This is a genomic window from Enterobacter hormaechei subsp. xiangfangensis (assembly GCF_001729785.1).
GTDB classification, from domain to species: domain Bacteria; phylum Pseudomonadota; class Gammaproteobacteria; order Enterobacterales; family Enterobacteriaceae; genus Enterobacter; species Enterobacter hormaechei_C.
Genome location: NZ_CP017183.1, coordinates 961,504 through 984,936 on the forward strand (window position 1 = coordinate 961,504; position 23,433 = coordinate 984,936).

Genomic DNA, 23,433 nt, shown 5'->3' on the forward strand with positions numbered 1-23,433 from the left:
ATGCTGACCTTTCTGGCGACCTTTGCGGTGTTTGTGCTGGTGATCTTCGGCATGTCCTTAGGCTGGATCATCAAGCGTAAAAGCATTCAGGGCAGTTGCGGAGGCATCTCTTCCATCGGAATGGAAAAAGTGTGCGATTGTCCGGAACCGTGCGATGCGCGGAAAAAGCGGATGGCTCGCGAGCAGCAACGCATTATTTAGTCTTCCTGGTCGGGTAAGGCAACGCCGCCACCCGACAATTCCCATGCACACTTCTCAACCCTCATTTGTTTACTGTATACTTATCCAGTAACGAGTGAGGGCTTACTATGCGCAAAATAATCCACGTCGATATGGACTGCTTTTTTGCCGCAGTGGAGATGCGTGACAACCCGGCGCTGCGGGATATTCCCATTGCCATTGGCGGCAGCCGGGTACAGCGCGGTGTCATCAGCACCGCCAACTATCCTGCTCGCAAATACGGCGTGCGCAGCGCCATGCCGACAGCGATGGCGCTGAAACTGTGCCCGCATCTCACTCTTTTGCCCGGACGTTTTGATGCCTATAAAGAAGCATCGAGCCACATTCGGGAGATCTTTTCCCGCTACACCTCACTGATTGAACCGTTATCGCTGGATGAAGCCTATCTGGATGTCACCCACAGCGTGCACTGCCACGGCTCCGCCACCCTGATGGCGCAGGAGATCCGCCAGACTATTTTCAACGAGCTGAACCTGACGGCATCGGCGGGTGTCGCGCCGGTCAAATTTCTCGCCAAAATCGCCTCCGATTTAAATAAGCCCAACGGCCAGTACGTTATCACTCCGGAAGAAGTTTCGGCGTTTTTAAAGACGCTGCCGCTCAGCAAAATCCCCGGAGTGGGCAAAGTCTCCGCCGCGAAGCTGGAAAGTATGGGGCTACGCACCTGCGAAGACGTTCAGCGCAGCGATCTGGCGCTGCTGCTTAAGCGTTTTGGCAAGTTTGGCCGCGTACTGTGGGAACGCAGTCAGGGCATTGATGACCGGGATGTGAACAACGAACGGCTGCGTAAATCGGTCGGCGTTGAACGCACGCTGAGTGAAGATATCCATGACTGGACCGAATGTGAAACCATTATTACGGAACAACTCTATCCTGAACTTGAACGACGCTTACTGAAGGTCAAACCGGATCTGCTTATTGCCCGGCAGGGCATCAAACTGAAATTTAACGATTTTCAGCAAACGACGCAGGAACACGTCTGGCCACGCCTCAACAAAGAGGATCTTATCGCGACGGCAAAAAAGGCATGGGAAGAACGGCGGGGCGGGCGAGGGGTGAGGCTGGTGGGGCTGCACGTCACCTTGCTGGATCCGCAGCTGGAGCGTCAGCTGGTGTTGGGACTGTAGATTACGCTAATTGTAGGCCCGGTAAGCGTAGCGCCACCGGGCAACAGACGGCGAATTACTTCGCAGGGATTGCTTTCAGCAGCTCAGTCAGCAGCGTCCAGTAGTGACCGACGCTTTCAATATGAACCTGCTCATCCGGGGAGTGTGGCCCGGTGATGGTCGGCCCAATGGAGACCATGTCCATATCCGGATACGGTTTCTTGAACAGACCACACTCCAGACCCGCGTGAATAACCTGAATGTTCGGGGTGCTGTTGAACAGTCGCTGATAAGTTTCACGCACCAGTGCCATGACCGGAGAACTTGCATCCGGCTGCCAGCCCGGGTAGCTGCCTTTTGCAGACGTTTTCGCGCCCGCCAGGGTACCCAGAGATTCCAGCATGCTCACAACGTACTCTTTACCGCTGTCGATCAGGGAACGGATCAGGCAGATGATCTCTGCGCTGTCGTCACCCATGGTCACCACGCCCACGTTCAGGGAGGTTTCCACCACGCCTTTCGCCACGTCAGAGTTGCGAATAACGCCGTTTGGCGTTGCGTTCAGCAGCTGGACGAACGTGTCACGAGACTGTGCGGTCAGCGCGGCTTTATCCGTCGTAACGGACTCCAGCACCACCGTCAGGTTTTTCTCTTTTGCAGACAGTTCGTTTTTCAGGATCTCCAGATACACGCTGGAGAGTTTTTTCAGTTCGTCCGCTTTCGACGCAGGCACTGCCAAGGTAGCGAAGGCTTCGCGAGGGATCGCGTTACGCAGAGTACCGCCGTTGAAGTCCACCAGACGCAGATCCAGTTCAGCGGCATGGCCCGCCAGGAAACGCGCCAGCAGTTTGTTGGCGTTGCCCAGGCCCAGGTGAATATCACCGCCGGAGTGACCGCCTTTCAGCCCTTTCAGCGTCAGCTTAAAGGTCTCGAATCCAGCAGGGATCGCTTCGCGGAACAGCGGCAGGGTAGAGATGAAATCGATCCCGCCCGCGCAGCCCATGTAGATCTCACCTTCTTCTTCGGAGTCGGTGTTGATCAGAATGTCCGCTTGCAGCCAGTTTGCCTGGAGACCGAACGCGCCATCCATGCCCGCTTCTTCAGTCATGGTCAGCAGCACTTCCAGCGGACCGTGTTCAACGCTGTCGTCAGCCAGCACGGCCAGCGCGGAAGCCATACCAATGCCGTTATCTGCGCCCAGGGTCGTGCCCCGCGCCTTCACCCACTCGCCGTCGATGTACGGCTGAATCGGGTCTTTTGTGAAGTCGTGAACGGTGTCGTTGTTTTTCTGCGGAACCATGTCCAGGTGCGCCTGCAATACCACTGGCTTACGGTTTTCCATACCTGCGGTGGCAGGTTTGCGGATAAGAATATTGCCAACCTGGTCGCGTTCAGCGTGCAGACCTTTTTCCTTTGCCCAGCCCATAATATGTTCGGCAAGCTGTTCTTCGTGATAGGAAGGGTGCGGAATGGAGCAGATTTTGGCAAAAATATCCCACAGCGGCTGTGGAGATAATTGAGACAGTTCAGACACGATAGGTCTCCTTGTCGTTGCGCTGCAAAACAATGTTGCAGGTCACAGGGTTAGCAGGTTAATCGTTACCACAAGTCAGGCTTGCGAGATGCAACTGAGAATACCACTTTCTCCCGTGGCTGGTAGCATTAAGCATGTAAAAACTCAGGCTCATGGCGCGTAACACTGGTTTTTAGTGCGTCAGATCTCTATAATCTCGCGCAACCTGGTTCACCCTCATTTTTTTTAAGCCGTATATAAACAGGCTGGGACACTTCACATGAGCGAAAAATACGTCGTCACCTGGGACATGTTGCAGATTCACGCACGCAAACTGGCTGCGCGTCTGATGCCTTCCGAACAGTGGAAAGGCATTATTGCCGTCAGCCGTGGCGGTCTGGTACCGGGGGCGCTGCTGGCACGTGAGCTGGGTATTCGTCATGTCGATACCGTATGTATCTCCAGCTACGATCACGACAACCAGCGCGAACTGAAAGTGCTGAAACGCGCGGAAGGCGACGGTGAAGGCTTTATCGTTATCGACGATCTGGTGGATACCGGCGGTACTGCGGTGGCTATCCGCGAAATGTATCCAAAAGCGCACTTCGTCACTATCTTCGCGAAACCAGCGGGTCGCCCACTGGTTGATGATTACGTCATTGATATCCCGCAGGATACCTGGATTGAACAGCCATGGGATATGGGCGTGGTCTTCGTACCGCCTATCTCTGGCCGTTAATTTCAGTACGTAACTTTACACGCCCGGTTATGCCGGGCGTTGTTCTTTTTACCCTGCCACGCGTTACAATGGTCTTCATATGACGTATCCATGGAGGCAACGCAATGACGCAGGCGAATCTCACCGAAACTCTCTTCAAACCCCGTTTCAAGCACCCTGAAACGTCGACGCTGGTGCGTCGGTTTAATCCGGGGACAATGCCTGCCGTTCAGTCAGCGTTAGACGGTAAAAACGTGCCCCACTGGTATCGAATGATTAACCGCCTGATGTGGATCTGGCGCGGCATCGATCCGCGTGAAATCCTCGACGTGCAGGCGCGTATCGTGATGAGCGAGTCCGAGCGTACCGACAGCGATCTCTACGATACGGTAGTGGGCTACCGTGGTGGAAACTGGATCTACGAATGGTCAAAGCAGGCCATGCTCTGGCAGCAAAAAGCGAGCCAGGAAGAAGATGCCACTCTCAGCGGCAAGCACTGGCTGCATGCGGCAAACCTTTACAGCATCGCTGCATATCCGCATCTTAAAGGCGACGAACTGGCAGAGCAGGCGCAGGCGCTGGCAAACCGGGCTTATGAAGAGGCTGCGCAGCGGTTGCCTGGCCGGATGCGTGAAATTGAGTTCGCCATTCCCGGCGGCAGCCCGGTGACCGGATTCCTGCATATGCCGGAGGGGGAAGGGCCGTTCCCGACGGTTCTGATGTGCGGTGGACTGGACTCGTTACAAATTGACTATTACAGCCTGTATGAGCGCTACTTTGCCCCAAACGGAATCGCCATGCTGACGCTTGATATGCCTTCCATTGGTTTTTCATCCAAATGGAAACTTACGCAAGACTCCAGCCTGCTGCACCAGCATGCATTAAAAGCGCTGGAGAATATCCCCTGGGTTGATCACACCCGGGTTGGCGCGTTTGGCTTCCGCTTCGGCGCTAACGTCGCGGTACGGCTTGCCTACCTTGAATCTTCACGCCTGAAGGCCGTCGCCTGTCTTGGTCCGGTGGTGCATGCTCTGTTAAGCGATCCTGCGCGTCAGGGTAGCGTTCCTGAGATGTATCTGGACGTACTGGCGAGCCGACTTGGCATGCATGATGCTTCAGACGAAGCGTTGCGCATTGAACTTAATCGTTATTCATTAAAAACGCAGGGCTTACTCGGCCGCCGCTGCCCAACCCCGATGATGTCCGGTTTCTGGAAGAACGATCCGTTTAGCCCGGAAGAGGAGTCACGCTTAATCACGTCGTCATCTTCTGATGGTAAATTGCTGGAGGTGCCCTTCAGCCCGGTGTACCAGAATTTTGACAAAGCGCTGAAAGAGATCACACGCTGGATCACGCAGAGATTGTGTTAATAGTTTGCTAAATTTCGTTGGTTTGGTAAAACAGTGCTTCACAAAAGGAGATCGCAATGACGTTACCGAGTGGACACCCGAAAAGTAGACTGATTAAGAAGTTCATGGCTCTTGGCCCGTATATTCGAGAAGAGCAGTGTGAAGAGAATCGCTTTTTTTTCGACTGCCTGGCTGTTTGCGTCAACGTGAAGCCTGCACCCGAAAAACGTGAGTTCTGGGGCTGGTGGATGGAAATGGAAGCACAGGAAAACCGTTTTACCTATAGCTATCAGTTTGGCCTGTTTAATAAAGACGGGCACTGGCAGGCGACGAGCATCAAAGATCAGGAAGTGATCGATCGCCTGGAGCATACGCTAAAAGAATTTCACGGCAAAGCTCGCGACCTGCTGGCCACGCTGGATCTGAAGCTGGAGCCTGCGGACGATTTTTCCAGCGAAGCGGTGAAATTGAGAGCCTGATGATGTCACAGCGCCGGGGGGCGGCTACGCCTTACCCGGCCTGTAAAATGTATTAACCCGTAGATCTGGTAAGCACAGCATCATCGGGCATAAAAAAACCGGCTCATCGCCGGTTTTTTTATTACCACAACATCAGAACTGGTAGGTCATGCCCAGCGCAACGATATCATCGCTGCTTACGCCCAGTTTATTATCGTCATCGATCTGGTTGATTTTATAATCAACAAAGGCAGACATATTTTTGTTGAAATAATATGTCGCACCAACGTCAATGTATTTCACGATATCTTCATCGCCGATACCTTCGATATCTTTGCCTTTAGACTGCACGTAACCCAGAGATGGACGCAGACCAAAGTCAAATTGATATTGCGCGACCACTTCGAAGTTTTGCGCTTTATTTGCAAAGCCACCGGAAATAGGGGCCATATTGCGGGTTTCGGAATAAATAGTGGCCAGATAAATATCGTTGGCATCATATTTCAAACCGGTTGCCCAGCCTTCTGCTTTTTTACCTTCGCCGCGAGCCTGAAGGTTTTGCTCGTTGGTGCGATCGGAGCTGGCATACGCACCAATCACAGAAAAATCGCTGCCGCCGAAGTCATAGCTCAGGGAGGTACCGAAGCCGTCACCGTTTTGCTTCTTCACGTCGCGGTTTTCATTTTTGCCCTGGTATTGCAGGGTCATATTCAGGCCGTCAACCAGGCCAAAGAAATCGGTATTACGGTATGTGGCCAGACCGGAGGCGCGTTTCGTCATGAAGTTATCGGTCTGTGCCAGGCCGTCACCGCCGAACTCCGGGAACATATCGGTGTATGCGGCGACGTCATACAGCGCGCCCAGGTTACGGCCATAATCCAGTGAGCCGAAGTCTTTCAGTTTCAGCCCGGCAAATGCCAGACGTGTTTTTTGAGAAGAGTCGCTTTCAGCTTTGTTACCCGCGAACTCAGCTTCCCAACGTCCGTAGCCCGTCAGCTGATCGTTAATCTGCGTTTCACCCTTAAAGCCGAAACGAACATAAGTCTGGTCACCATCCTTAGCGTCATCATCACTGATGTAGTGCATTGCTTTTACTTTGCCGTACACGTCCAGTTTATTCCCGTTTTTATTATAAACTTCTGCTGCCTGAACAGATGCGGAAGCAACTACGCCCATTACCACTAATGCCAGAGTGCTCTTTTTCATTTTCAATCCTGATTTTATAAAAACGCGCTAATATTCGCTGAGTAATAAGATTCGGCTTATTACCCCGTGAAAAACAGGAAGGGTTTTATCGTTCGTGGGTGAAAGTTTTATGACAAAGTAAGAATATGTCTAAAAAAGTATGTTTTAATTTTTCGGTAATAAAATTGTCAAAATGTGCCGCTACGCTTCCTGATCCCGCGCAACAAAGTGACGGGTCATGCGCTAAGGCAGTTGGCAACGGGGCTGACACCTGTTAAAACGTCTGACTGACATCATTTTCCCTTATTGTTGAACGGCAGAGAATCATGAGTGACAGCCAGACGCTGGTGGTAAAACTCGGTACCAGTGTGTTAACAGGCGGATCGCGCCGCCTGAATCGTGCCCATATCGTTGAGCTTGTACGTCAGTGCGCTCAGTTGCATGCCGCAGGGCATCGTATTGTAATTGTGACATCCGGGGCGATTGCCGCCGGGCGTGAACACCTGGGCTACCCCGAACTCCCCGCGACGATCGCTTCCAAACAGCTGCTGGCCGCCGTGGGACAAAGCCGACTCATACAGCTCTGGGAACAACTGTTCTCCATCTACGGCATTCACGTCGGGCAGATGCTGCTGACGCGTGCGGATATGGAAGACAGAGAACGTTTCCTGAATGCCCGCGATACGCTGCGTGCGCTGCTGGATAACCATATCGTTCCGGTCATTAACGAAAACGACGCTGTTGCCACCGCTGAAATCAAAGTGGGCGACAACGATAACCTCTCTGCGCTGGCGGCGATCCTGGCAGGGGCCGATAAGCTGCTGCTTCTGACCGATCAGCAGGGGCTGTTTACCGCTGATCCGCGCTCTAATCCACAGGCTGAACTGATCAAAGACGTTCACGGCATTGACGATGCGCTGCGCGCCATCGCGGGTGACAGCGTTTCTGGTCTGGGGACAGGCGGCATGGGCACCAAGCTCCAGGCCGCGGACGTGGCGTGCCGGGCCGGCATCGACACCATCATCGCCGCGGGCAGCCGTCCGGGCGTGATAGGTGATGTGATGGAAGGCATCTCTGTAGGCACTCGCTTCCACGCCCAGGCGTCCCCGCTGGAAAACCGCAAACGCTGGATCTTTGGCGCGCCCCCGGCTGGTGAATTGACCGTGGATGAAGGCGCGACCGCCGCTATTCTGGAAAGAGGAAGCTCGTTACTTCCAAAAGGAATTAAAAGCGTGACAGGCAACTTCTCGCGTGGTGAAGTGATCCGAATCCGTAACCTTGAAGGTCGCGACATCGCTCATGGCGTAAGTCGTTATAACAGCGACGCGCTGCGTCGGATTGCTGGCCACCATTCCCAGCAGATCGACGCCATCCTGGGCTATGAATATGGCCCGGTTGCCGTGCATCGTGACGACATGATTATTCGTTAAGGAGCCAGAACATGCTGGAACAAATGGGCGCAGCCGCGAAAGCCGCCTCGTATAAACTGGCGCTCCTTTCCAGCCGCGAGAAAAACCGCGTGCTGGAAAAAATCGCTGATTATCTGGAATCTCAGTCGCAGGAAATTTTGCTCGCCAACGAGCAGGATCTGCTGGAAGCGCGTCGCAACGGCTTGAGCGAAGCGATGCTCGACCGTCTGGCGCTGACCCCGGCGCGTTTGAAAGGTATTGCCGACGACGTCCGTCAGGTGTGCAACCTCGCCGACCCGGTAGGGCAGGTGATTGACGGTGGGGTGCTCGACAGCGGGTTACGCCTTGAACGTCGTCGCGTGCCGCTTGGCGTCATTGGGGTGATTTACGAAGCGCGTCCAAACGTGACGGTGGATGTCGCCTCCCTGTGCCTGAAGACCGGTAACGCCGCGATCCTGCGTGGCGGGAAAGAGACCTGGCGCACCAACGCCGCGACGGTAAACGTCATCCAGCAGGCGCTAGAGGAGTGTGGTTTACCGGCGGGTGCCGTGCAGGCGATTGAAAGCCCCGACCGTGCTCTGGTTAACGAGATGCTGCGCATGGACAAATACATCGACATGCTCATCCCACGCGGCGGTGCGGGCCTGCACAAGCTGTGCCGCGAGCAATCTACCATTCCGGTGATCACCGGTGGTATTGGCGTATGCCATATCGTGGTGGATGACACCGCGGAGGTAGAACCTGCGCTGAAGATTATCGTCAACGCTAAAACCCAGCGTCCAAGCACCTGTAATACGGTAGAAACGCTGCTGGTGCATCAGGGCATCGCCAGTACCTTCCTGCCAGCGCTGAGCAAGCAGATGGCGGAAAGTGGCGTCACGCTGCATGCGGACGAGAAGGCTTTCGCCCTGCTGAAAGACGGTCCGGCGAAGGTCGTTCCGGTTAACGCGGAGCAGTACGACGATGAGTATTTGTCGCTGGATCTGAACGTGAAGGTAGTTGCGGATCTCGATGACGCTATTGCGCACATTCGTGAACACGGAACCCAGCATTCTGACGCGATCCTGACGCGCACCCTGCGCAATGCCGATCGGTTTGTGAATGAAGTGGATTCGTCTGCGGTTTACGTCAATGCCTCGACGCGCTTTACCGATGGCGGCCAGTTTGGTCTGGGCGCGGAGGTGGCGGTGAGCACACAGAAGCTGCATGCCCGCGGTCCGATGGGGCTGGAAGCACTGACCACCTACAAGTGGATCGGCTTCGGTGATGATACCATTCGTGGGTAAATAATCGCGGGTGATGCAAAAATAGCCGTTTGATTCAAAAGGGCATTGACGCATCACCCGGTTAGATCTACTCTTTTGCCCCGTGGTTACGCTCGTAACCGGCCTTTCAGGGCCGATATAGCTCAGTTGGTAGAGCAGCGCATTCGTAATGCGAAGGTCGTAGGTTCGACTCCTATTATCGGCACCATCTAAGAAAATCAATCACTTATCGTCAAAAACCTAAAGGATTGTATCTTTCATTATCATCCTTGATAACACTTGGTAAACGCCTTTCCGTTGTATCGGCTCAAGGATTGTACAACGTACTGGCGGGTAGTTACCAGGCTCAAGCCCGAACAGCATTAGAAATTTTGCCATCCCTTGAAGCTGAAAGAGTTGCCGGACTCTCTAAACACATCACTTGAACCATTAGCGATACGTTCCGCGCTTCGTGCGGCGCTCAATGATGCTACACCTTGTGAAAGGTCACAGAGAATAAACAGGCGTAATGTTGGGAAGACTAACCGGATCGGGAAAGAATCCGGCTCTGCCACGGTTTCGATCACCGGAGTATAACGATCACCTGATAAGAGAACGTGCTAAGGCTTTATCCTCCCTGCGAAGGGATTACACCCTGCGGTAGCGCTATGCGCCGCCTTTTCTTATGTGCCCAACACGGCACGTAATGATCATCTATTATCTGCACCATTGTAACTTTCGTTGTACTGTCTCTCTGCTGTACGTTGAACGCTGGCAGATTCAGCGGAGGGGATACCATGTCAAAAGCCACGAATACAGCAGCCACTAAGCGCAACAACCGTAAGATTCACGCCCGTAAATTCCTGGCAACACCAGAGGGGAAAGCCTGGCTTGCTAAGAAGCAGGAAGAGCGAGAGGAAATCAAGTTGGCGCGAGCGGCTAACAACATGTTTTAAACTACCGAACACGCCGCTAATTGGCTTCTATTGTCCAAAATCTGTTAGTTGCGCATTTCCTGCTCTCTGGATACCCTGATATAAATCATACAAGGAGGACAGTTTATGAGCGCACAGGCAGAGGAAGGAACATTACGCCGGATGACCTTAGGCGAGATTGCAATGGCTCGCAGAGTGTTCGGTGATTCGATAGTGTATAGCCGTGTCTGGATTCATTGCGACAGCTATTTACCGTTCGGCCTCCAGAAACAGAACTACGCGATGACTCCCAACGGGGAGTTGTGGTACAGAAAACAGATGTACAGGGAAGACTTTTCCGCAAACTCAGTTTTCGTTGAAGATAAATATGTTTTCATCCATGAATTGGGGCATGTGTGGCAACACCAGCACGGGCAATGGGTGAGAATGCGGGGTGCGTTTAGCTGGGCTGCTGAATATACCTACAGGCTGGATAAAGAAAAGCTCACTGATTACTCTCTTGAGCAGCAAGCCTCTATTTTAGCTGATTACTGGTTACTGCTGGTTTATGGGATCAGTAAGTGGTCTTCCTATCAGAGACCAGGGCGCATGGGGATGTACAGGGGCGTAGACAAATTGCAGGATGTCCCTTCGCTTTACCAGAAAATCGTAACAGGGAAGGGGCGTTAAACATGAAAAACAAAATGTTGCTGGGTGTTGTATTCCTCTTAACGGGATGCCCTGGGCCTGGTGATCGAATGGTAGATCGTGAATCTACAACGGCATTTATCAAAGATAATCAAGTTTGTGTGGTGTCACCACTGGAGCCACAGGAACGGATCACTGCTATCCAAATCAACAGTGATAATAGCGACTCTCTTCACAATATTTTTGATGACAAGCCTGTTTATGTACCGAAGGGTGAGTGTCTTCCTGTATTCGGATTTAAGTTTACACCTGGAGAGCGGTATAACTTCGCGTATGACGTCCAATCTGCTAAATCAGGGGCGTATTTAGTCACTGCTGAATTTTCTTATCCCAAAGAATAAGGGGGCATTCTGCCCCCAAATCTTATTTCTTCAAGTCACCAGTACATTGATATTCCATTGTGACCATTGTTTCCATACATCCGCTTGAGGATGGTTGAGAACAAACAGAAGTTGAACCACCGAAAGGCTCAGCACCAGAATAGCCCCATGCAGCGCAACGCTGTGTGAAGTGGTTTACTGAATTTGGCCACCTGAACAGAGGTGATATGCTCATCTCAGAACAATACAGGTGTCCCAATGAAAAAAGAAATTTCAGCGCAGAGTTTAAACGCGAATCCGCTCAACTGGTCCTTGATCAGAACTACACCGTTGCAGCTGCGGCCAGTGCTATGGACGTGGGGCTTTCTACCATGACGCGATGGGTAAAGCAGTTACGGGATGAACGACAGGGTAAAATACCTAAAGCCTCCCCTATAACCCCGGAACAGATTGAAATACGTGAGCTAAAGAAAAAGCTACAACGCATTGAAATGGAAAACGACATATTAAAAAAGGCTACCGCGCTTTTGATGTCAGACTCCCTGAACAGTTCTCGTTAATCGAAAAACTCAGAGCGCAGTATCCTGTGGTCACACTCTGCCAGGTGTTCGGGGGTTCATCGCAGCAGCTACAAATACTGGGTGAAAAGCCCCGAAAAGCCAGACGGCAAGCGGGCTATATTACGTAGCCAGGTTCTGGAGCTGCATAACATTAGCCATGGCTCTGCTGGCGCGAGGAGTATCGCCATTATGGCAACCCTGAGAGGTTTCAGAATGGGACGCTGGCTTGCCGGCAGACTCATGAAAGAACTGGGACTGGTTAGTTGTCAGCAACCCACCCACCGGTATAAACGTGGTGGCCATGAACACATTGCTATCCCAAACCACCTTGAGCGACAGTTCGCAGTGACAGAGCCTAATCAGGTGTGGTGCGGCGATGTGACGTATATCTGGACAGGCAGGCGCTGGGCTTACCTCGCCATTGTTCTCGATTTGTTCGCCAGGAAACCGGTAGGCTGGGCAATGTCATTCTCACCGGACAGCAAGCTAACCATCAAAGCGCTGGAAATGGCGTGGGAAACCCGAGGTAAACCAGCGGGAGTGATGTTCCCCAGTGACCAGGGTAGCCACTACACAAGCAGGCAGATCCGGCAGTTATTGTGGCGTTACCGGATCAGGCAAAGTATGAGCCGACGCGGAAACTGCTGGGATAACAGCCCGATGGAACGCTTCTTCAGAAGTCTGAAAAACGAGTGGGTGCCAGTGACAGGCTATATAAACTTTAGCGAAGCAGCTCATGCGATCACAGACTATATCGTCGGGTATTACAGGTCGGTAAGGCCGCATGACTATAACGGTGGGTTACCCCCAAACGAATCGGAAAACCGATACTGGAAAAACTCTAAAGCCGTGGCCAGTTTTGGTTGACCACTTCAAACAACTCAACCCATCTATGCTGCACTTTCTGGCTGAATGCTTAACCCTGTCTGTTGAACTGCGGCATAACCCTAAAGGCTATACCGCCAGCGTTATGTTATCGCGCCATTAACGCAAACACTCCCCAGCCAAAGTACTCCCGCGTGTACGTCACATGACGTTCAGGCGCTATCGTCAGCTCCGCCCGAACCTCCTGCGCGAAGTCATCGTCTGGGTTTTCCTCCAGCCAGCGCCGCATGGTCATCCATTTTGCGGCTTCGTACCTGTCCCAGCCTTCCTGGTCAGCCAGCACCATTTCAACCAGGTCATAGCCCTGTTGATCGAAAGACGCAACCAGACCGGGCAGAGTGAGAAAGTCTGCAATCGACGAGATGCCGCAGGCCTGAGCTATCTCTGCCGTCGCGGGTACCTGACGCCAGTACGGTTCGCCGATGAGCATTATTCTCCCAGGCTTGAGGCTTTTTGCCAGCAGATCCATCGTCCCGGCTACGCCCCCCGCAATCCAGGTTGCGCCAACGCAGGCCGCCACGTCACATTTTTCATTCGCGACGTAGCCGGCCGCGTCGTTATGAATGAAATGGACGCGTTCGCTGACGCCGAGTTCCTCTGCGCGCCGCGTGGCCTGCGCGGTGAAGAGCTGGCTCATGTCGATGCCGGTACCGGTAATACCGTGATCCCTAGCCCAGGTACAAAGCATCTCTCCCGAGCCGCTGCCGAGATCGAGAATGCGAGTGCCTGGCTTCATGCGTAACACGCGGCCCAGCGTCGCGTACTTCTCTGGTGTAAAGGGGTTATGAATGCGGTGTTCGCTTTCGCTAACAGTAAAAATACGTGGGATATCCATCATCCTCTCCTTAACGATTATCAGGCTGAGCGCGAACGTTGTTCAGCCCGGTGGTGTTAATGCGGTAGGGCTGACCGTTAACGGATTTGATCAGCTTTTTGGTTTTGAGCTTTTTGAAAACGGCGAGCGTGCAGTCAGCCAGCAGTAGCCCTTCGCGGCTATAGCATTCAACGGCGGTGACGCGGCCGGAGGTATCGCGGACGTGCACAATACGGCCACCTTTGGCGAGAACGTGTAAGGTACGTTGTTCCTGACGGGATAAATTCATACTGGAAAACCTGTTTAATCATCATGTGCAAAACGTGCAAACACACAGCGGTGTCCGCATACGATTTCGGCGCATTGATAATCAGTCCGGCCTGGAAAGGTCGGGAAGCTGATTATCGGATGATTACATTCTCCAGCATCAAAGCCTCGGTTTGAGTTGATAGGTATTTACGGGGTGAATGATAACACTTGGTTATTGTCAGTGAATACCCAGGGGTGAAAAATGTGATCCCGGTTGGTATCGGGCTGAGGAGAGGGGATCATTCCTGGCCGCTCTTAATTTTGCTGTCGACCTGAGGCTGTGGTTTGCTGAAAAGATATCCCTGCACAAGCTCGCAACCCAGAGCCTGAAGCCGCTCAAGCTGCTCTTCGGTCTCAACGCCCTCAGCTATGACGCCCATATTAAGGCTTTTAGCCATACCGGTAATCAGCTTCACAATATTAAGCGCATCTTCCTGCGTAGATATCGGATTGACAAAAGATTTATCGATCTTGATTTTATCAAAATTCAGTTCGCTGAGTCTGGAGAGCGACGAATAGCCCGTGCCAAAATCATCAATGGAGATTCTTACGCCCAGTGCGCGGAGTTTTTTCAGAATCGCAATGGGGTTATTTCTGTCACTGAAGAGGGATGACTCCGTGACCTCTAACTCAAGACGGTTAGCCGGGAGCCCGGTTTCAGCCAGAACGGACTGCACCGTATTAATAAATGATTTGCTGCCCAATTGAACAGGCGAGACGTTGACGGAGATCCTGGCCGGAACAGTCCAGGAGACCGCTTCCCTACAGGCCAGTTTAAGTACGGTTTTACCTATCTCGTTGATCATGCCTGTTTTTTCAGCGGCGAAAATAAAGCTATCTGGGGAGAGCACTCCCTTTACAGGATGCATCCAGCGAATCAGCGCTTCATAGCCGTAAATTTCCTTGCTGACGGAATTCACAATAGGCTGGTAATAAACAACAAATTCATCATTCTCTATTGCTCTTGCCATATCATTTTCAAGGGTTCTGCTTTCCTGCAACTTCTGTAGCATTCGCTGGCGGAATACTTTGATTTGCTGAGAACCTTCTTTCTTGGCTTCATAGAGCGCCAGATCGGCAAATTTATAAAGGTAATCTGAACGTCGTTCGTTATCCGATAAAACAATACCTACACAGGTGGCTATTTTTATGAGTTGATTATTGATTGTATAGGGCTTGCTGATGCTATCACTGATTTCTCGCGCGCGTGAGACGGCTGCGGTTTCGGTTAAGCCACTGGAGAGAAACGCAAATTCGTCGCCGCCCAAACGATAAAATGTCTCTGAAAAGCGGCCCAAAGCATTAAGGCGCGTGGATACCTCACGTAACAGTAAATCCCCGGTATCATGACCGTAGGTATCATTCACCTCTTTGAACCGGTCTAAATCGAATAACATCACCGTGACCGAAATATGTTTTTTCTCAGCCTGTAGATTAAGTTTATTGAGATCATCCCAAAAGAAAAGACGGTTTTTCATGCCGGTAAGGGAGTCATGATAAACATCGTATTCCAGTTTTGTATTCTGGATTTGCAGGGTTTCTTTGGATAGCTGAAGTTCTTCAGCCAGCGTTTTCACCTGCATATGGGCTTTCAGGATATTTTTATTTTGATAGATAATCAAAAAGCCCAGTATGAAGCTTAAAATAACCAGCAACAGAGAAAGTGCCGAGTAAATATAATACAGAACCTGTATTTTAAGGTTGGTTTCATTGATTGTATTAACATCTTTTGTTAAAGCCGTGGATGAAAGCTGGCTTAGCGGGGCATCCAGTGAATGCATATTGTTCAGATAGAGCTTTAACTCTGAACGGCTCATTTTCTCAAGATGACCATCCAGATAGTTCAGTATATTTTCCAGGCGTAAGGCGAGCGCCTGGTGCGCTTTTTCGCTGTTTATATAACGACCCAGGCCGCCCTCTTTCAATAAATCATTCTGGCTCAGCATGATTTCCAGGCGCATGCGAACCTGGTCTACCGTAACGTCATCAGTCTCGGTTGCGTACAGTCCAATCCATGATTCAAATCGGTAATATTCAGATACCAGTTGGGCTACAGACCAGGACTCAGTGTAGTGAGTCAATTTTTGCAACTCTTGCTGACGATCGTAAACAAGAAATGCTATATATCCAGTAGTGATAAAAAGAGAAAAAATGATACCAACCAGGATCCTGTTCATTATGTTCTCCTGAACTACTATTCAATCTTCATTTTGCTGACCTGCCATGCCGATCGCGAGTAATAAATCTGATTATTGAGTTCAGGAAGACTGTCATAAGGGTAGACGATGAATGACGGACCTTTATCGCGGATGCGCATATATTCGCCATTGACCTTTAAAGCCAGGATGGCGTTGTATTTCTGGAAGTCGCTGAGAGGGATGACGGTAGTGTAATCATTGAGTGCAATCACATTCAGGACAGAACCCTTTGCACCCACATACTCCATGAGTTTGCGCATCGGGATACCCTCAAACTTCGTGCGGCCATTATACCAGGGAGAGGTCGTCTGGAAACTCACCATGCCCAGTTTTTCAAGGCTGGCAATATCAAAAACGGCATTTCCATTTTCGTTCGTATTTTCTATATTACCGCTAATGGTTAAGATGGGTTTGCCCACAGGCTTTGGCAGTTCGCCAGCCCAGCTTAAACTTTGTACCAAAAAGCAGCACAGCATTAGGATTATTCGCATATTGGCCTCCTCTTTTTAACAGAAGTATAAGAATTATAAGTTATTTATCCTATAAGTTTGTCTATTTTGTTGAACGCCACGCCTTTTTGCAAACGCTACTTGATTAAAATCATAAAAATCAAAATGATAGCTGTATTTTGCCCCATGATTGCAGACCGCTGGCTGAAGCTTACGTTTTTTAAAACATAAAAACTTAGTGTAATAAACCACCCGAGTTTAAAAAATGATCGCTTTGATTTATTGATATATTTACGCACCCCCATTTTTTATCAATGGTGGCATCGTTAAGATGAATTTATTTGTACAAAGAATGATAACGCACCCTCAATGTGAGGGAATAAGAGAGTGCGCGTACCTCTGACGTCGTTGGCACTGAGTTTCGCTTAACCCGCCTCCAGCATACTGAAACTGACGATCCGCGAGCGCCCCAGCTCTTTCGCCCGGTAGAGCGCCACGTCTGCCGCGCGCAGCAGGTCGTCGCTTTGGGCGTGCTGCGGGTAACTGGCGATCCCGATCGACACATCTACCGGGCCAATCTCAGCAAGCCCATAACGTAGCGACAGCGTATGGACGCCGTTATAAATCTCCGTTGCGCAGGCGTGAGCCGCTTCCTCATCCGCACCCGTAAGTAGCACCAGAAACTCTTCGCCACCAAAGCGGAAGGCCAGGCCGGCATCGTGCATGGCACGCTGAACAATTGTCGCCACGCTCTTAATCACATGATCGCCAGCCTCATGGCCGAAGCGATCGTTAATGCTTTTAAAGTGATCGATGTCGATCATCATGCAGCTCACCGGTTCATCATTGCGCATCGCCTGAGCTATCTGAGTGCGCAGGGTATCTTCAAGGTGGTGGCGGTTACGCAAGCCGGTGAGCGGGTCGAATAGCGCTTTTTCCAGCAGGGCATCGCGCAGACGCTGGTTGGCCAGCGCCAGACCCAGGGCTTCCGCCATTAATTCGAGATAGGCGCGGGACGGTGCCGTTTCAGGCGTGATGTTCTGAAACGACAGCAAACCAATGGCTTCCCCCTGCGCAATGAGCGGCACGCAGAGTGAACTGTCTTTTTGTGATTCAGGCAGATGCTGGCAACCGATATCCGGCTCGCCATTGACCGGTGGGTGGCTCTGACCACGGCGTATGGCCCAGCATTGATCGGGGTGGAAAGCATTTTTTTCTCCCTGGGGAGATAACCATTCCGCCGCACAGCGCATCTCCCACGGGTTTCGATCCAGAATATACAGACGCCCGGCGACACCCGGCGCAATGTTGGGAGCAAACAGCTCTGCCACCTCAATCACGTCGCTAACGTTCTCGCAGCCCTGCAAGCGCTGGGTCATTCGCGCGAGCAGCTCGCGGATGGCCCAGTCTGCGTCGCGTTCTTTTTCAAGCCGCTGCCTTGCCAGCCCGTTCTCGCGGAAAATGCGAATAGCCTGCGCCATATCGCCTATCTCATCGACCTGGTTGAAATTTGGCGTTTCGACGGCGTAATCCTGTGAGGCCAGCCGGTGAACCACATCACTGAGGCGCACCACAGGGCGCAGCACGCGGTGCTTGAGAATAAAACCCATCACGAATAAGAAGAGCAGGGCGGTCAGGCCGACCATCATTTCAGAGGCGGTACGCAGGGTTTTTGACGTGTTGGTCGCTGCCTGGACATCGGCGATAATGCGCTTATCCAGAAGCACACGAAAATGGTCAATCTTGCTTTGGGCGCGTTCCATTTCAAGTTCGTAGATTTTGCCGAAGAGTAACGCAATGGCCTGTTGTTCCTCACCCCTGGCGACGCTGGCAATTGCTGCCTGCTGTTCATCCTGTAGGTCATCGACAATCTTCAGCCCTTCGTACAGCAGCGCCAGCTCTTCGCCCGTTGCGCCCGTATCTTTTAACTGGCCCAGCTTGCGCTCGATATTCTTCAGTTCGCCTTCTTTCGCCTGGTACGTTTTCAGCACATCGGGCTCTTTTTTGATGGCGTAAAGGCGCGCTAAGTCGGAGAGCATCCAGGTTTCTGCTTCAATCTCTTCCGTAAGCTGGTCAAAAATTTGTCGTTGCTTAACAGCCTGACGTTCTACATTGTCGGCATGGGAAGCCATCAGCATGACGATACCGGAAGCAATGGTCAGGCACACCGTGACACCATAGGCCCAGTTTGTGATCGTGGCGATTCGCACCTGTTGGATCCTTCTACGACAAATGTGGAAGAGCGTTCATTAAAGATTATAGAAAACCCCTGATTTATCGCGAAAAAAAAGGCGGCACCGGGCCGCCTGTCAAAACGCGTTTAGTTAGAGATCCGGAGGATTTTTTCCTTCTTCGATAAAATCTGCGTCCAGCTCCTCGGCGTTGCCTGCGTGGTCGCGGCCGGAGAAGAGGTTCCAGCAGGCGATAAACAGGGCGGCAATCAGCGGCCCAATCACAAAGCCGTTAATGCCGTACAGCTCCATACCGCCGAGCGTGGTGATCAGTATCAGGTAGTCCGGCATTTTGGTGTCTTTGCCCACCAGCAGCGGACGTAAAAGGTTGTCCACCAGCCCGACGATAATGACAAAGAAGCCCACAATGAACAGACCCTGCCACAGCTGGTGAGTGGCAAACAGGAAGATGGCGGCGGGAACCCAGACGATAGCCGAGCCGACGGCGGGCACCAGGGAGAGGAACGCCATCAGCGCTCCCCACAGTACGCTACCGTCAATACCGACGATGGCAAAGGCGATACCGCCAAGCGTACCTTGAACCACCGCCACGACCGCCGTACCTTTTACCGTAGCTCGCGAGACGCCGACAAACTTCGCGAACAGGTGCTGTTTGACGAAGTCAGACAGCGGCAGCGAGTCGAGGATCTGGCGCACCAGATAGGGCCCGTCTTTGAGCAGGAAAAACAGCAGGTACAGCATAATGCCGAAGCTAATAGCAAAGCCGAACGTCCCTTTACCAATCAGGAACGCGCTACCCGCCAGATACTGTCCGCCCTGTAACGCGACATCGGAAAGCTTTTTCTGGATCTGCGCGGCGTTGGTCAGGTTGTGATCCGCCAGGAAGCCGCTGGCCCAGTCCGGCAGGCGGTTGAAGATACCAGCGATGACTTCCGGGAACTGCGTGTTGTTCTGTTGCAGCTTGGTGTAAACCATGTTCAGTTCCACCGCGAGCGAGGAAAGGATCACCATCAACGGAATAAACACGATCAGGCAGATAATGCCGAGTGTGAGGAGGGAAGCCAGCCCGTTGCGATCGCCCAGCGCGGTACGCAGCTTGTTTTTCACCGGGTTGAAAATGATGGTCAGGATCGCGGCCCACAGAATCGCCGAGAAATAGGGTGACAGCACGTCAAAGAAAGCCCAGGTTACAAGGGCCAGGATGAGAATAAAGAAACCTTTGGTCAGTCCGTTAAATCGCATAGTGAGTCCTGGTGAAGAAGAAACTGTGTCGACTATAGAACTGATTTAAGGATTTACCAATAATTGCGCCGAAGTCGTGCCGGGTGGCTTTTTGTTAACAATCGCGGTATAACACCCTTCTTTGGATGTTTAGATGTCCATACGTTTAGAAGGTAATATGCAAACAGAACAACAAAACGGGCAGCTTAAGCGCACCATGAAAACCCGCCACCTGATTATGCTCTCGCTGGGTGGCGTTATCGGCACAGGGTTATTCTTCAATACCGGATACATCATTTCGACAACTGGCGCGGCGGGCACGCTGCTGGCGTATCTTATCGGTGCGCTGGTGGTCTGGCTGGTTATGCAGTGTCTGGGCGAGCTCTCCGTGGCGATGCCGGAAACCGGGGCGTTCCACGTCTACGCCGCTCGTTATCTCGGCCCGGCGACAGGGTATACCGTGGCGTGGCTGTACTGGCTTACGTGGACAGTGGCGCTGGGATCGAGCTTTACCGCAGCCGGGTTCTGTATGCAGTACTGGTTCCCGCAGGTTCCCGTCTGGACGTGGTGCGTCGTCTTTTGCGTGGTGATTTTTGCTCTTAATGTGATTTCCACGCGTTTCTTCGCCGAAGGGGAATTCTGGTTCTCGCTGGTGAAAGTCATCACCATCATCGCCTTCATTATTCTCGGCGGAGCGGCGATCTTCGGTTTTATCCCGATGCAGGATGGGTCACCGGCGCCGGGCTTGAGCAACATTACTGCCGAAGGCTGGTTCCCGCACGGCGGTCTGCCGATCCTGATGACCATGGTGGCGGTCAACTTTGCCTTCTCAGGTACAGAGCTTATCGGCATCGCGGCAGGGGAAACGGAAAACCCACACAAGGTTATTCCGGTTGCTATTCGCACCACCATCGCCCGGCTCATCATCTTCTTTATTGGCACCGTGTTTGTGCTGGCGGCGCTGATCCCCATGCAGCAGGCTGGCGTGGAGAAAAGTCCGTTTGTGCTGGTGTTTGAAAAGGTCGGCATTCCGTATGCGGCGGATATCTTTAACTTCGTGATCCTGACGGCGATCCTCTCGGCGGCGAACTCGGGCCTGTACGCCTCTGGCCGTATGCTGTGGTCTCTGTCTAACGAGAAAACGCTGCCGCGCTGCTTTGCCCGCGTCAACAAAAACGGCGTGCCGCTGACGGCGCTCTCCGTTTCCATGCTGGGCGGCGTGCTGGCGCTGTTCTCCAGCGTGGTCGCGCCGGATACGGTGTTTGTGGCGCTGTCCGCTATCTCCGGCTTTGCGGTGGTGGCGGTGTGGATCAGCATCTGCGCGTCGCACTTTGTGTTTCGTCGCCGTCACGTGCAGTCCGGGCAACCGCTTTCGGCGTTGCAGTATCGCGCGCCATGGTATCCGCTGGTGCCCGTGCTTGGATTTATCCTCTGCCTGGTGGCCTGCGTCGGCCTGTGGTTTGACCCCAGCCAGCGTATTGCCCTTTATTGCGGGCTTCCGTTTGTCGCCCTGTGTTATGGTGCGTACTATCTGACCCGAAACCTGACCACGCAGGAGCCTGAACATGTCGCAGAATAATCCGCTTACCGCCCTCCTTGAAAACCAGCCGTTTGTCGTGCTGGATGGGGCAATGGCAACGGAGCTGGAAGCGCGCGGTTGTAACCTTGCCGACAGCCTCTGGTCGGCTAAAGTGCTGATGGAAAACCCGGAGCTGATCCGTGACGTACACCTCGACTACTACCGCGCGGGGGCACAGGTGGCGATCACCGCCAGCTATCAGGCGACACCCGCGGGCTTTGCCGCTCGCGGGCTGGACGAGTCGCAATCCCGGGCGTTGATTGGCAAAAGCGTAGAGCTGGCACGCAAAGCGCGGGAAGTGTACCTGGCTGAGAACGCAAATGCAGGCACGCTGCTGGTGGCGGGATCTGTGGGCCCTTACGGCGCGTATCTGGCCGATGGTTCCGAGTATCGCGGCGATTACGTGCGTAGCGCTGAAGAATTCACCGCCTTCCACCGCCCGCGTGTAGAGGCGCTATTGGATGCGGGCGCGGATTTGCTGGCCTGTGAAACGCTGCCTTCGTTCACTGAGATTAAGGCGCTGGCGGCGTTGCTGACGGCGTATCCCCGCGCCCGGGCATGGTTCTCATTTACCCTGCGTGACAGCGAGCACCTGAGTGACGGAACGCCGCTGCGGGATGTCGTTTCTGCGCTGGAAAACTACCCGCAGGTTGTCGCGCTGGGGATCAACTGTATCGCGCTGGAAAACACCACCTCGGCGCTGACGCATCTGCACAGCCTGACATCGCTGCCGCTGGTGGTCTATCCGAACTCCGGCGAGCATTATGATGCGGTGAGCAAAACCTGGCATCACCACGGTGAAGCGTGCGAGACGCTGGCGGGGTATTTACCGCAGTGGCTGGCGGCTGGCGCTAAATTAATCGGGGGATGTTGCCGGACCACGCCGAAAGATATTGCTGCGCTGACGGTTCAGCGCTGAGGTCTTTGCCGGGTGGCGGCTGCGCCTTACCCGGCGAAACAACCGCACAAAATTCACTATCCTTTCCCGCTTTTTTTCTAAAAACGAATCGTCATTAGCGATTCTTTTTTATTCCTTTATCAAAATTCTCGCGCCGGAAATACTGCTCTCATAACAACAAGGGAGCAGACATTATGGCAATTTCATCGCGGATCACACTTCTCGGCGCACTGGCGCTGTGGGCATTTCAGGCGCAGGCGGTGGACGTCACCGTCGCGTATCAGACTTCCGCTGAGCCGGCGAAAGTCGCGCAGGCGGATAACACCTTCGCCAAAGCGAGCGGGGCGAACGTCGACTGGCGCAAGTTCGACAGCGGCGCGGCGATTGTGCGGGCGTTAGCCTCGGGCGACGTGCAGATTGGCAACCTGGGCTCCAGCCCGCTGGCGGTGGCCGCCAGCCAGCAGGTGCCGATTGAAGTTTTCCTGCTGGCGTCGCAGCTCGGAAATTCCGAAGCGCTGGTGGTGAAGAAAAGCATCACGAAACCCGAAGATTTGATCGGCAAACGCATCGCGGTGCCGTTTATCTCCACCACGCATTACAGCCTGCTGGCAGCGCTGAAACACTGGGGCATTAAGCCCGGCCAGGTGCAGATCATCAACCTGCAACCTCCGGCCATTATTGCCGCCTGGCAGCGTGGCGACATCGACGGAGCATACGTCTGGGCGCCCGCCGTCAACGAACTGGAAAAAGAGGGCACCGTGCTGACCGACTCCGAAAAAGTGGGGCAGTGGGGCGCGCCAACCCTTGATGTCTGGGTGGTACGTAAGGACTTTGCCGAGAAACACCCTGAAGTGGTGAAAGCCTTCGCCAAAAGCGCCATCGACGCACAGCAGCCATACATCAGCAACCCGGATGAATGGCTGAAACAGCCCACCAACCTGGAGAAACTCTCACGTCTGAGCGGCGTGCCGGAAGCTGACGTGCCGGGGCTGGTAAAAGGCAACACCTATCTGACGCCTGCTCAGCAGGTCCAGCAGCTGAACGGGCCGGTAAGCAAAGCGATTGTTGACACTGCGACGTTCCTGAAAGAGCAGGGCAAAGTGCCTGCGGTGGCGGCGGATTACAGCCAGTTCGTGACCGATCGCTTTGTGAAATAAGGGGGCT

Annotated in this window: 22 protein-coding genes, 1 tRNA gene and 1 pseudogene; 15 read left to right on the plus strand and 9 right to left on the minus strand. The window is 53.0% G+C overall.

Features of this window, described 5'->3' with window-relative positions; genetic code table 11:
* Both nqrM and dinB read left to right on the plus strand, forming a co-directional pair.
* Positions 1-201 (plus strand): (Na+)-NQR maturation NqrM, encoded by a 201-nt coding sequence (gene nqrM, locus BFV63_RS04470; RefSeq protein WP_003863212.1) that lies wholly within the window; start codon positions 1-3, stop codon positions 199-201.
* 107 nt (positions 202-308) lie between these two features.
* Complete coding sequence (gene dinB / locus BFV63_RS04475) at positions 309-1,367, plus strand: DNA polymerase IV (RefSeq protein ID WP_003863209.1); 1,059 nt, start codon at positions 309-311, stop codon at positions 1,365-1,367.
* A gap of 55 nt (positions 1,368-1,422) precedes the next feature.
* Here dinB and pepD read toward each other — a convergent pair whose 3' ends face one another.
* On the minus strand, positions 1,423-2,880 hold the full coding sequence (pepD, locus tag BFV63_RS04480; RefSeq protein WP_048241343.1) for a cytosol nonspecific dipeptidase: 1,458 nt from the start codon (positions 2,878-2,880) through the stop codon (positions 1,423-1,425).
* A 259-nt stretch (positions 2,881-3,139) separates the two neighbouring features.
* On the opposite strand from pepD, the gene gpt reads away from it, so the two are divergent.
* From gpt to crl, 3 genes are all read left to right on the plus strand, one after another.
* Positions 3,140-3,598, plus strand: a complete 459-nt coding sequence (gpt, locus tag BFV63_RS04485; protein ID WP_003863205.1) for a xanthine phosphoribosyltransferase — start codon at positions 3,140-3,142, stop codon at positions 3,596-3,598.
* Between the two features lie 104 nt (positions 3,599-3,702).
* Positions 3,703-4,947 (plus strand): esterase FrsA, encoded by a 1,245-nt coding sequence (gene frsA, locus BFV63_RS04490; RefSeq protein ID WP_023295967.1) that lies wholly within the window; start codon positions 3,703-3,705, stop codon positions 4,945-4,947.
* 56 nt (positions 4,948-5,003) lie between these two features.
* Positions 5,004-5,405 carry a sigma factor-binding protein Crl gene (gene crl / locus BFV63_RS04495; protein WP_006809999.1) on the plus strand — a complete coding sequence of 134 codons (402 nt, stop codon included), beginning with the start codon at positions 5,004-5,006 and terminating at the stop codon, positions 5,403-5,405.
* 132 nt (positions 5,406-5,537) lie between these two features.
* Here crl and phoE read toward each other — a convergent pair whose 3' ends face one another.
* Positions 5,538-6,590 carry a phosphoporin PhoE gene (gene phoE, locus BFV63_RS04500; RefSeq protein ID WP_003863199.1) on the minus strand — a complete coding sequence of 351 codons (1,053 nt, stop codon included), beginning with the start codon at positions 6,588-6,590 and terminating at the stop codon, positions 5,538-5,540.
* A 305-nt stretch (positions 6,591-6,895) separates the two neighbouring features.
* On the opposite strand from phoE, the gene proB reads away from it, so the two are divergent.
* The 6 genes from proB to BFV63_RS04525 all read left to right on the plus strand — a co-directional run bounded on the left by proB (position 6,896) and on the right by BFV63_RS04525 (position 11,185).
* Positions 6,896-7,999 carry a glutamate 5-kinase gene (gene proB, locus BFV63_RS04505; RefSeq protein ID WP_015571369.1) on the plus strand — a complete coding sequence of 368 codons (1,104 nt, stop codon included), beginning with the start codon at positions 6,896-6,898 and terminating at the stop codon, positions 7,997-7,999.
* Between the two features lie 11 nt (positions 8,000-8,010).
* Positions 8,011-9,264, plus strand: a complete 1,254-nt coding sequence (gene proA, locus BFV63_RS04510) for a glutamate-5-semialdehyde dehydrogenase (RefSeq protein WP_048209333.1) — start codon at positions 8,011-8,013, stop codon at positions 9,262-9,264.
* 111 nt (positions 9,265-9,375) lie between these two features.
* Positions 9,376-9,451: transfer RNA gene (locus BFV63_RS04515), tRNA-Thr, on the plus strand.
* Positions 9,452-10,019: 568 nt separating this feature from the next.
* Positions 10,020-10,178 (plus strand): hypothetical protein, encoded by a 159-nt coding sequence (locus tag BFV63_RS23210; protein ID WP_023315491.1) that lies wholly within the window; start codon positions 10,020-10,022, stop codon positions 10,176-10,178.
* Between the two features lie 105 nt (positions 10,179-10,283).
* Positions 10,284-10,826: a type IV secretion protein Rhs gene (locus tag BFV63_RS04520; RefSeq protein WP_048209309.1), complete on the plus strand. Its 543-nt coding sequence runs from the start codon at positions 10,284-10,286 to the stop codon at positions 10,824-10,826.
* Positions 10,827-10,828: 2 nt separating this feature from the next.
* Positions 10,829-11,185 (plus strand): putative T6SS immunity periplasmic lipoprotein, encoded by a 357-nt coding sequence (locus BFV63_RS04525; protein WP_032608610.1) that lies wholly within the window; start codon positions 10,829-10,831, stop codon positions 11,183-11,185.
* A 22-nt stretch (positions 11,186-11,207) separates the two neighbouring features.
* Here BFV63_RS04525 and yecR read toward each other — a convergent pair whose 3' ends face one another.
* Positions 11,208-11,399, minus strand: coding sequence for a YecR family lipoprotein (yecR, locus tag BFV63_RS22380; RefSeq protein WP_071785715.1), 192 nt, complete (start codon positions 11,397-11,399; stop codon positions 11,208-11,210).
* Between yecR and BFV63_RS04535 the strand changes: the two are divergent.
* A pseudogene (locus BFV63_RS04535) lies at positions 11,392-12,591 on the plus strand (IS3 family transposase). The gene yecR and the pseudogene BFV63_RS04535 sit on opposite strands and share 8 nt — an antisense overlap.
* A 106-nt stretch (positions 12,592-12,697) precedes the next feature.
* Here BFV63_RS04535 and BFV63_RS04540 read toward each other — a convergent pair.
* From BFV63_RS04540 to BFV63_RS04565, 6 genes are all read right to left on the minus strand, one after another.
* Positions 12,698-13,444 carry an SAM-dependent methyltransferase gene (locus BFV63_RS04540; protein WP_048241327.1) on the minus strand — a complete coding sequence of 249 codons (747 nt, stop codon included), beginning with the start codon at positions 13,442-13,444 and terminating at the stop codon, positions 12,698-12,700.
* A 10-nt stretch (positions 13,445-13,454) separates the two neighbouring features.
* Entirely contained in the window at positions 13,455-13,712 is a 258-nt protein-coding gene (locus BFV63_RS04545) for a YjhX family toxin (RefSeq protein ID WP_003863178.1), read from the minus strand.
* Between the two features lie 259 nt (positions 13,713-13,971).
* Positions 13,972-15,909, minus strand: coding sequence for a putative bifunctional diguanylate cyclase/phosphodiesterase (locus tag BFV63_RS04550; protein WP_045337345.1), 1,938 nt, complete (start codon positions 15,907-15,909; stop codon positions 13,972-13,974).
* Positions 15,910-15,926: 17 nt separating this feature from the next.
* A complete protein-coding gene (locus tag BFV63_RS04555; protein ID WP_023324209.1) occupies positions 15,927-16,421 on the minus strand; it encodes a putative pterin-binding protein in 495 nt (164 codons plus the stop codon).
* 383 nt (positions 16,422-16,804) lie between these two features.
* On the minus strand, positions 16,805-18,589 hold the full coding sequence (locus BFV63_RS04560) for a diguanylate cyclase (RefSeq protein WP_022650441.1): 1,785 nt from the start codon (positions 18,587-18,589) through the stop codon (positions 16,805-16,807).
* A gap of 114 nt (positions 18,590-18,703) precedes the next feature.
* Complete coding sequence (locus BFV63_RS04565; RefSeq protein WP_003863175.1) at positions 18,704-19,813, minus strand: AI-2E family transporter; 1,110 nt, start codon at positions 19,811-19,813, stop codon at positions 18,704-18,706.
* 157 nt (positions 19,814-19,970) lie between these two features.
* On the opposite strand from BFV63_RS04565, the gene mmuP reads away from it, so the two are divergent.
* From mmuP to tauA, 3 genes are all read left to right on the plus strand, one after another.
* Positions 19,971-21,371: an S-methylmethionine permease gene (mmuP, locus tag BFV63_RS04570; protein ID WP_017383140.1), complete on the plus strand. Its 1,401-nt coding sequence runs from the start codon at positions 19,971-19,973 to the stop codon at positions 21,369-21,371.
* Positions 21,358-22,290, plus strand: coding sequence for a homocysteine S-methyltransferase (gene mmuM / locus BFV63_RS04575; protein ID WP_048241325.1), 933 nt, complete (start codon positions 21,358-21,360; stop codon positions 22,288-22,290). The genes mmuP and mmuM overlap by 14 nt, the downstream gene beginning before the upstream one ends.
* A 173-nt stretch (positions 22,291-22,463) precedes the next feature.
* A complete protein-coding gene (gene tauA / locus BFV63_RS04580) occupies positions 22,464-23,426 on the plus strand; it encodes a taurine ABC transporter substrate-binding protein (RefSeq protein ID WP_003863172.1) in 963 nt (320 codons plus the stop codon).
* The last annotated feature ends 7 nt before the right edge of the window (positions 23,427-23,433 follow it).

What these genes read in the sequence shown, in the direction of transcription:
- nqrM (WP_003863212.1), top strand. Translation starts at nt 1, where the DNA reads ATGCTGACCTTTCTGGCGACCTTTGCGGTGTTTGTGCTGGTGATCTTC.
- dinB (WP_003863209.1), top strand. Translation starts at nt 309, where the DNA reads ATGCGCAAAATAATCCACGTCGATATGGACTGCTTTTTTGCCGCAGTG.
- gpt (WP_003863205.1), top strand. Translation starts at nt 3,140, where the DNA reads ATGAGCGAAAAATACGTCGTCACCTGGGACATGTTGCAGATTCACGCA.
- frsA (WP_023295967.1), top strand. Translation starts at nt 3,703, where the DNA reads ATGACGCAGGCGAATCTCACCGAAACTCTCTTCAAACCCCGTTTCAAG.
- crl (WP_006809999.1), top strand. Translation starts at nt 5,004, where the DNA reads ATGACGTTACCGAGTGGACACCCGAAAAGTAGACTGATTAAGAAGTTC.
- phoE (WP_003863199.1), bottom strand. Translation starts at nt 6,590, where the DNA reads ATGAAAAAGAGCACTCTGGCATTAGTGGTAATGGGCGTAGTTGCTTCC.
- proB (WP_015571369.1), top strand. Translation starts at nt 6,896, where the DNA reads ATGAGTGACAGCCAGACGCTGGTGGTAAAACTCGGTACCAGTGTGTTA.
- proA (WP_048209333.1), top strand. Translation starts at nt 8,011, where the DNA reads ATGCTGGAACAAATGGGCGCAGCCGCGAAAGCCGCCTCGTATAAACTG.
- BFV63_RS23210 (WP_023315491.1), top strand. Translation starts at nt 10,020, where the DNA reads ATGTCAAAAGCCACGAATACAGCAGCCACTAAGCGCAACAACCGTAAG.
- BFV63_RS04520 (WP_048209309.1), top strand. Translation starts at nt 10,284, where the DNA reads ATGAGCGCACAGGCAGAGGAAGGAACATTACGCCGGATGACCTTAGGC.
- BFV63_RS04525 (WP_032608610.1), top strand. Translation starts at nt 10,829, where the DNA reads ATGAAAAACAAAATGTTGCTGGGTGTTGTATTCCTCTTAACGGGATGC.
- yecR (WP_071785715.1), bottom strand. Translation starts at nt 11,399, where the DNA reads ATGAGCATATCACCTCTGTTCAGGTGGCCAAATTCAGTAAACCACTTC.
- BFV63_RS04540 (WP_048241327.1), bottom strand. Translation starts at nt 13,444, where the DNA reads ATGGATATCCCACGTATTTTTACTGTTAGCGAAAGCGAACACCGCATT.
- BFV63_RS04545 (WP_003863178.1), bottom strand. Translation starts at nt 13,712, where the DNA reads ATGAATTTATCCCGTCAGGAACAACGTACCTTACACGTTCTCGCCAAA.
- BFV63_RS04550 (WP_045337345.1), bottom strand. Translation starts at nt 15,909, where the DNA reads ATGAACAGGATCCTGGTTGGTATCATTTTTTCTCTTTTTATCACTACT.
- BFV63_RS04555 (WP_023324209.1), bottom strand. Translation starts at nt 16,421, where the DNA reads ATGCGAATAATCCTAATGCTGTGCTGCTTTTTGGTACAAAGTTTAAGC.
- BFV63_RS04565 (WP_003863175.1), bottom strand. Translation starts at nt 19,813, where the DNA reads ATGCGATTTAACGGACTGACCAAAGGTTTCTTTATTCTCATCCTGGCC.
- mmuP (WP_017383140.1), top strand. Translation starts at nt 19,971, where the DNA reads ATGCAAACAGAACAACAAAACGGGCAGCTTAAGCGCACCATGAAAACC.
- mmuM (WP_048241325.1), top strand. Translation starts at nt 21,358, where the DNA reads ATGTCGCAGAATAATCCGCTTACCGCCCTCCTTGAAAACCAGCCGTTT.
- tauA (WP_003863172.1), top strand. Translation starts at nt 22,464, where the DNA reads ATGGCAATTTCATCGCGGATCACACTTCTCGGCGCACTGGCGCTGTGG.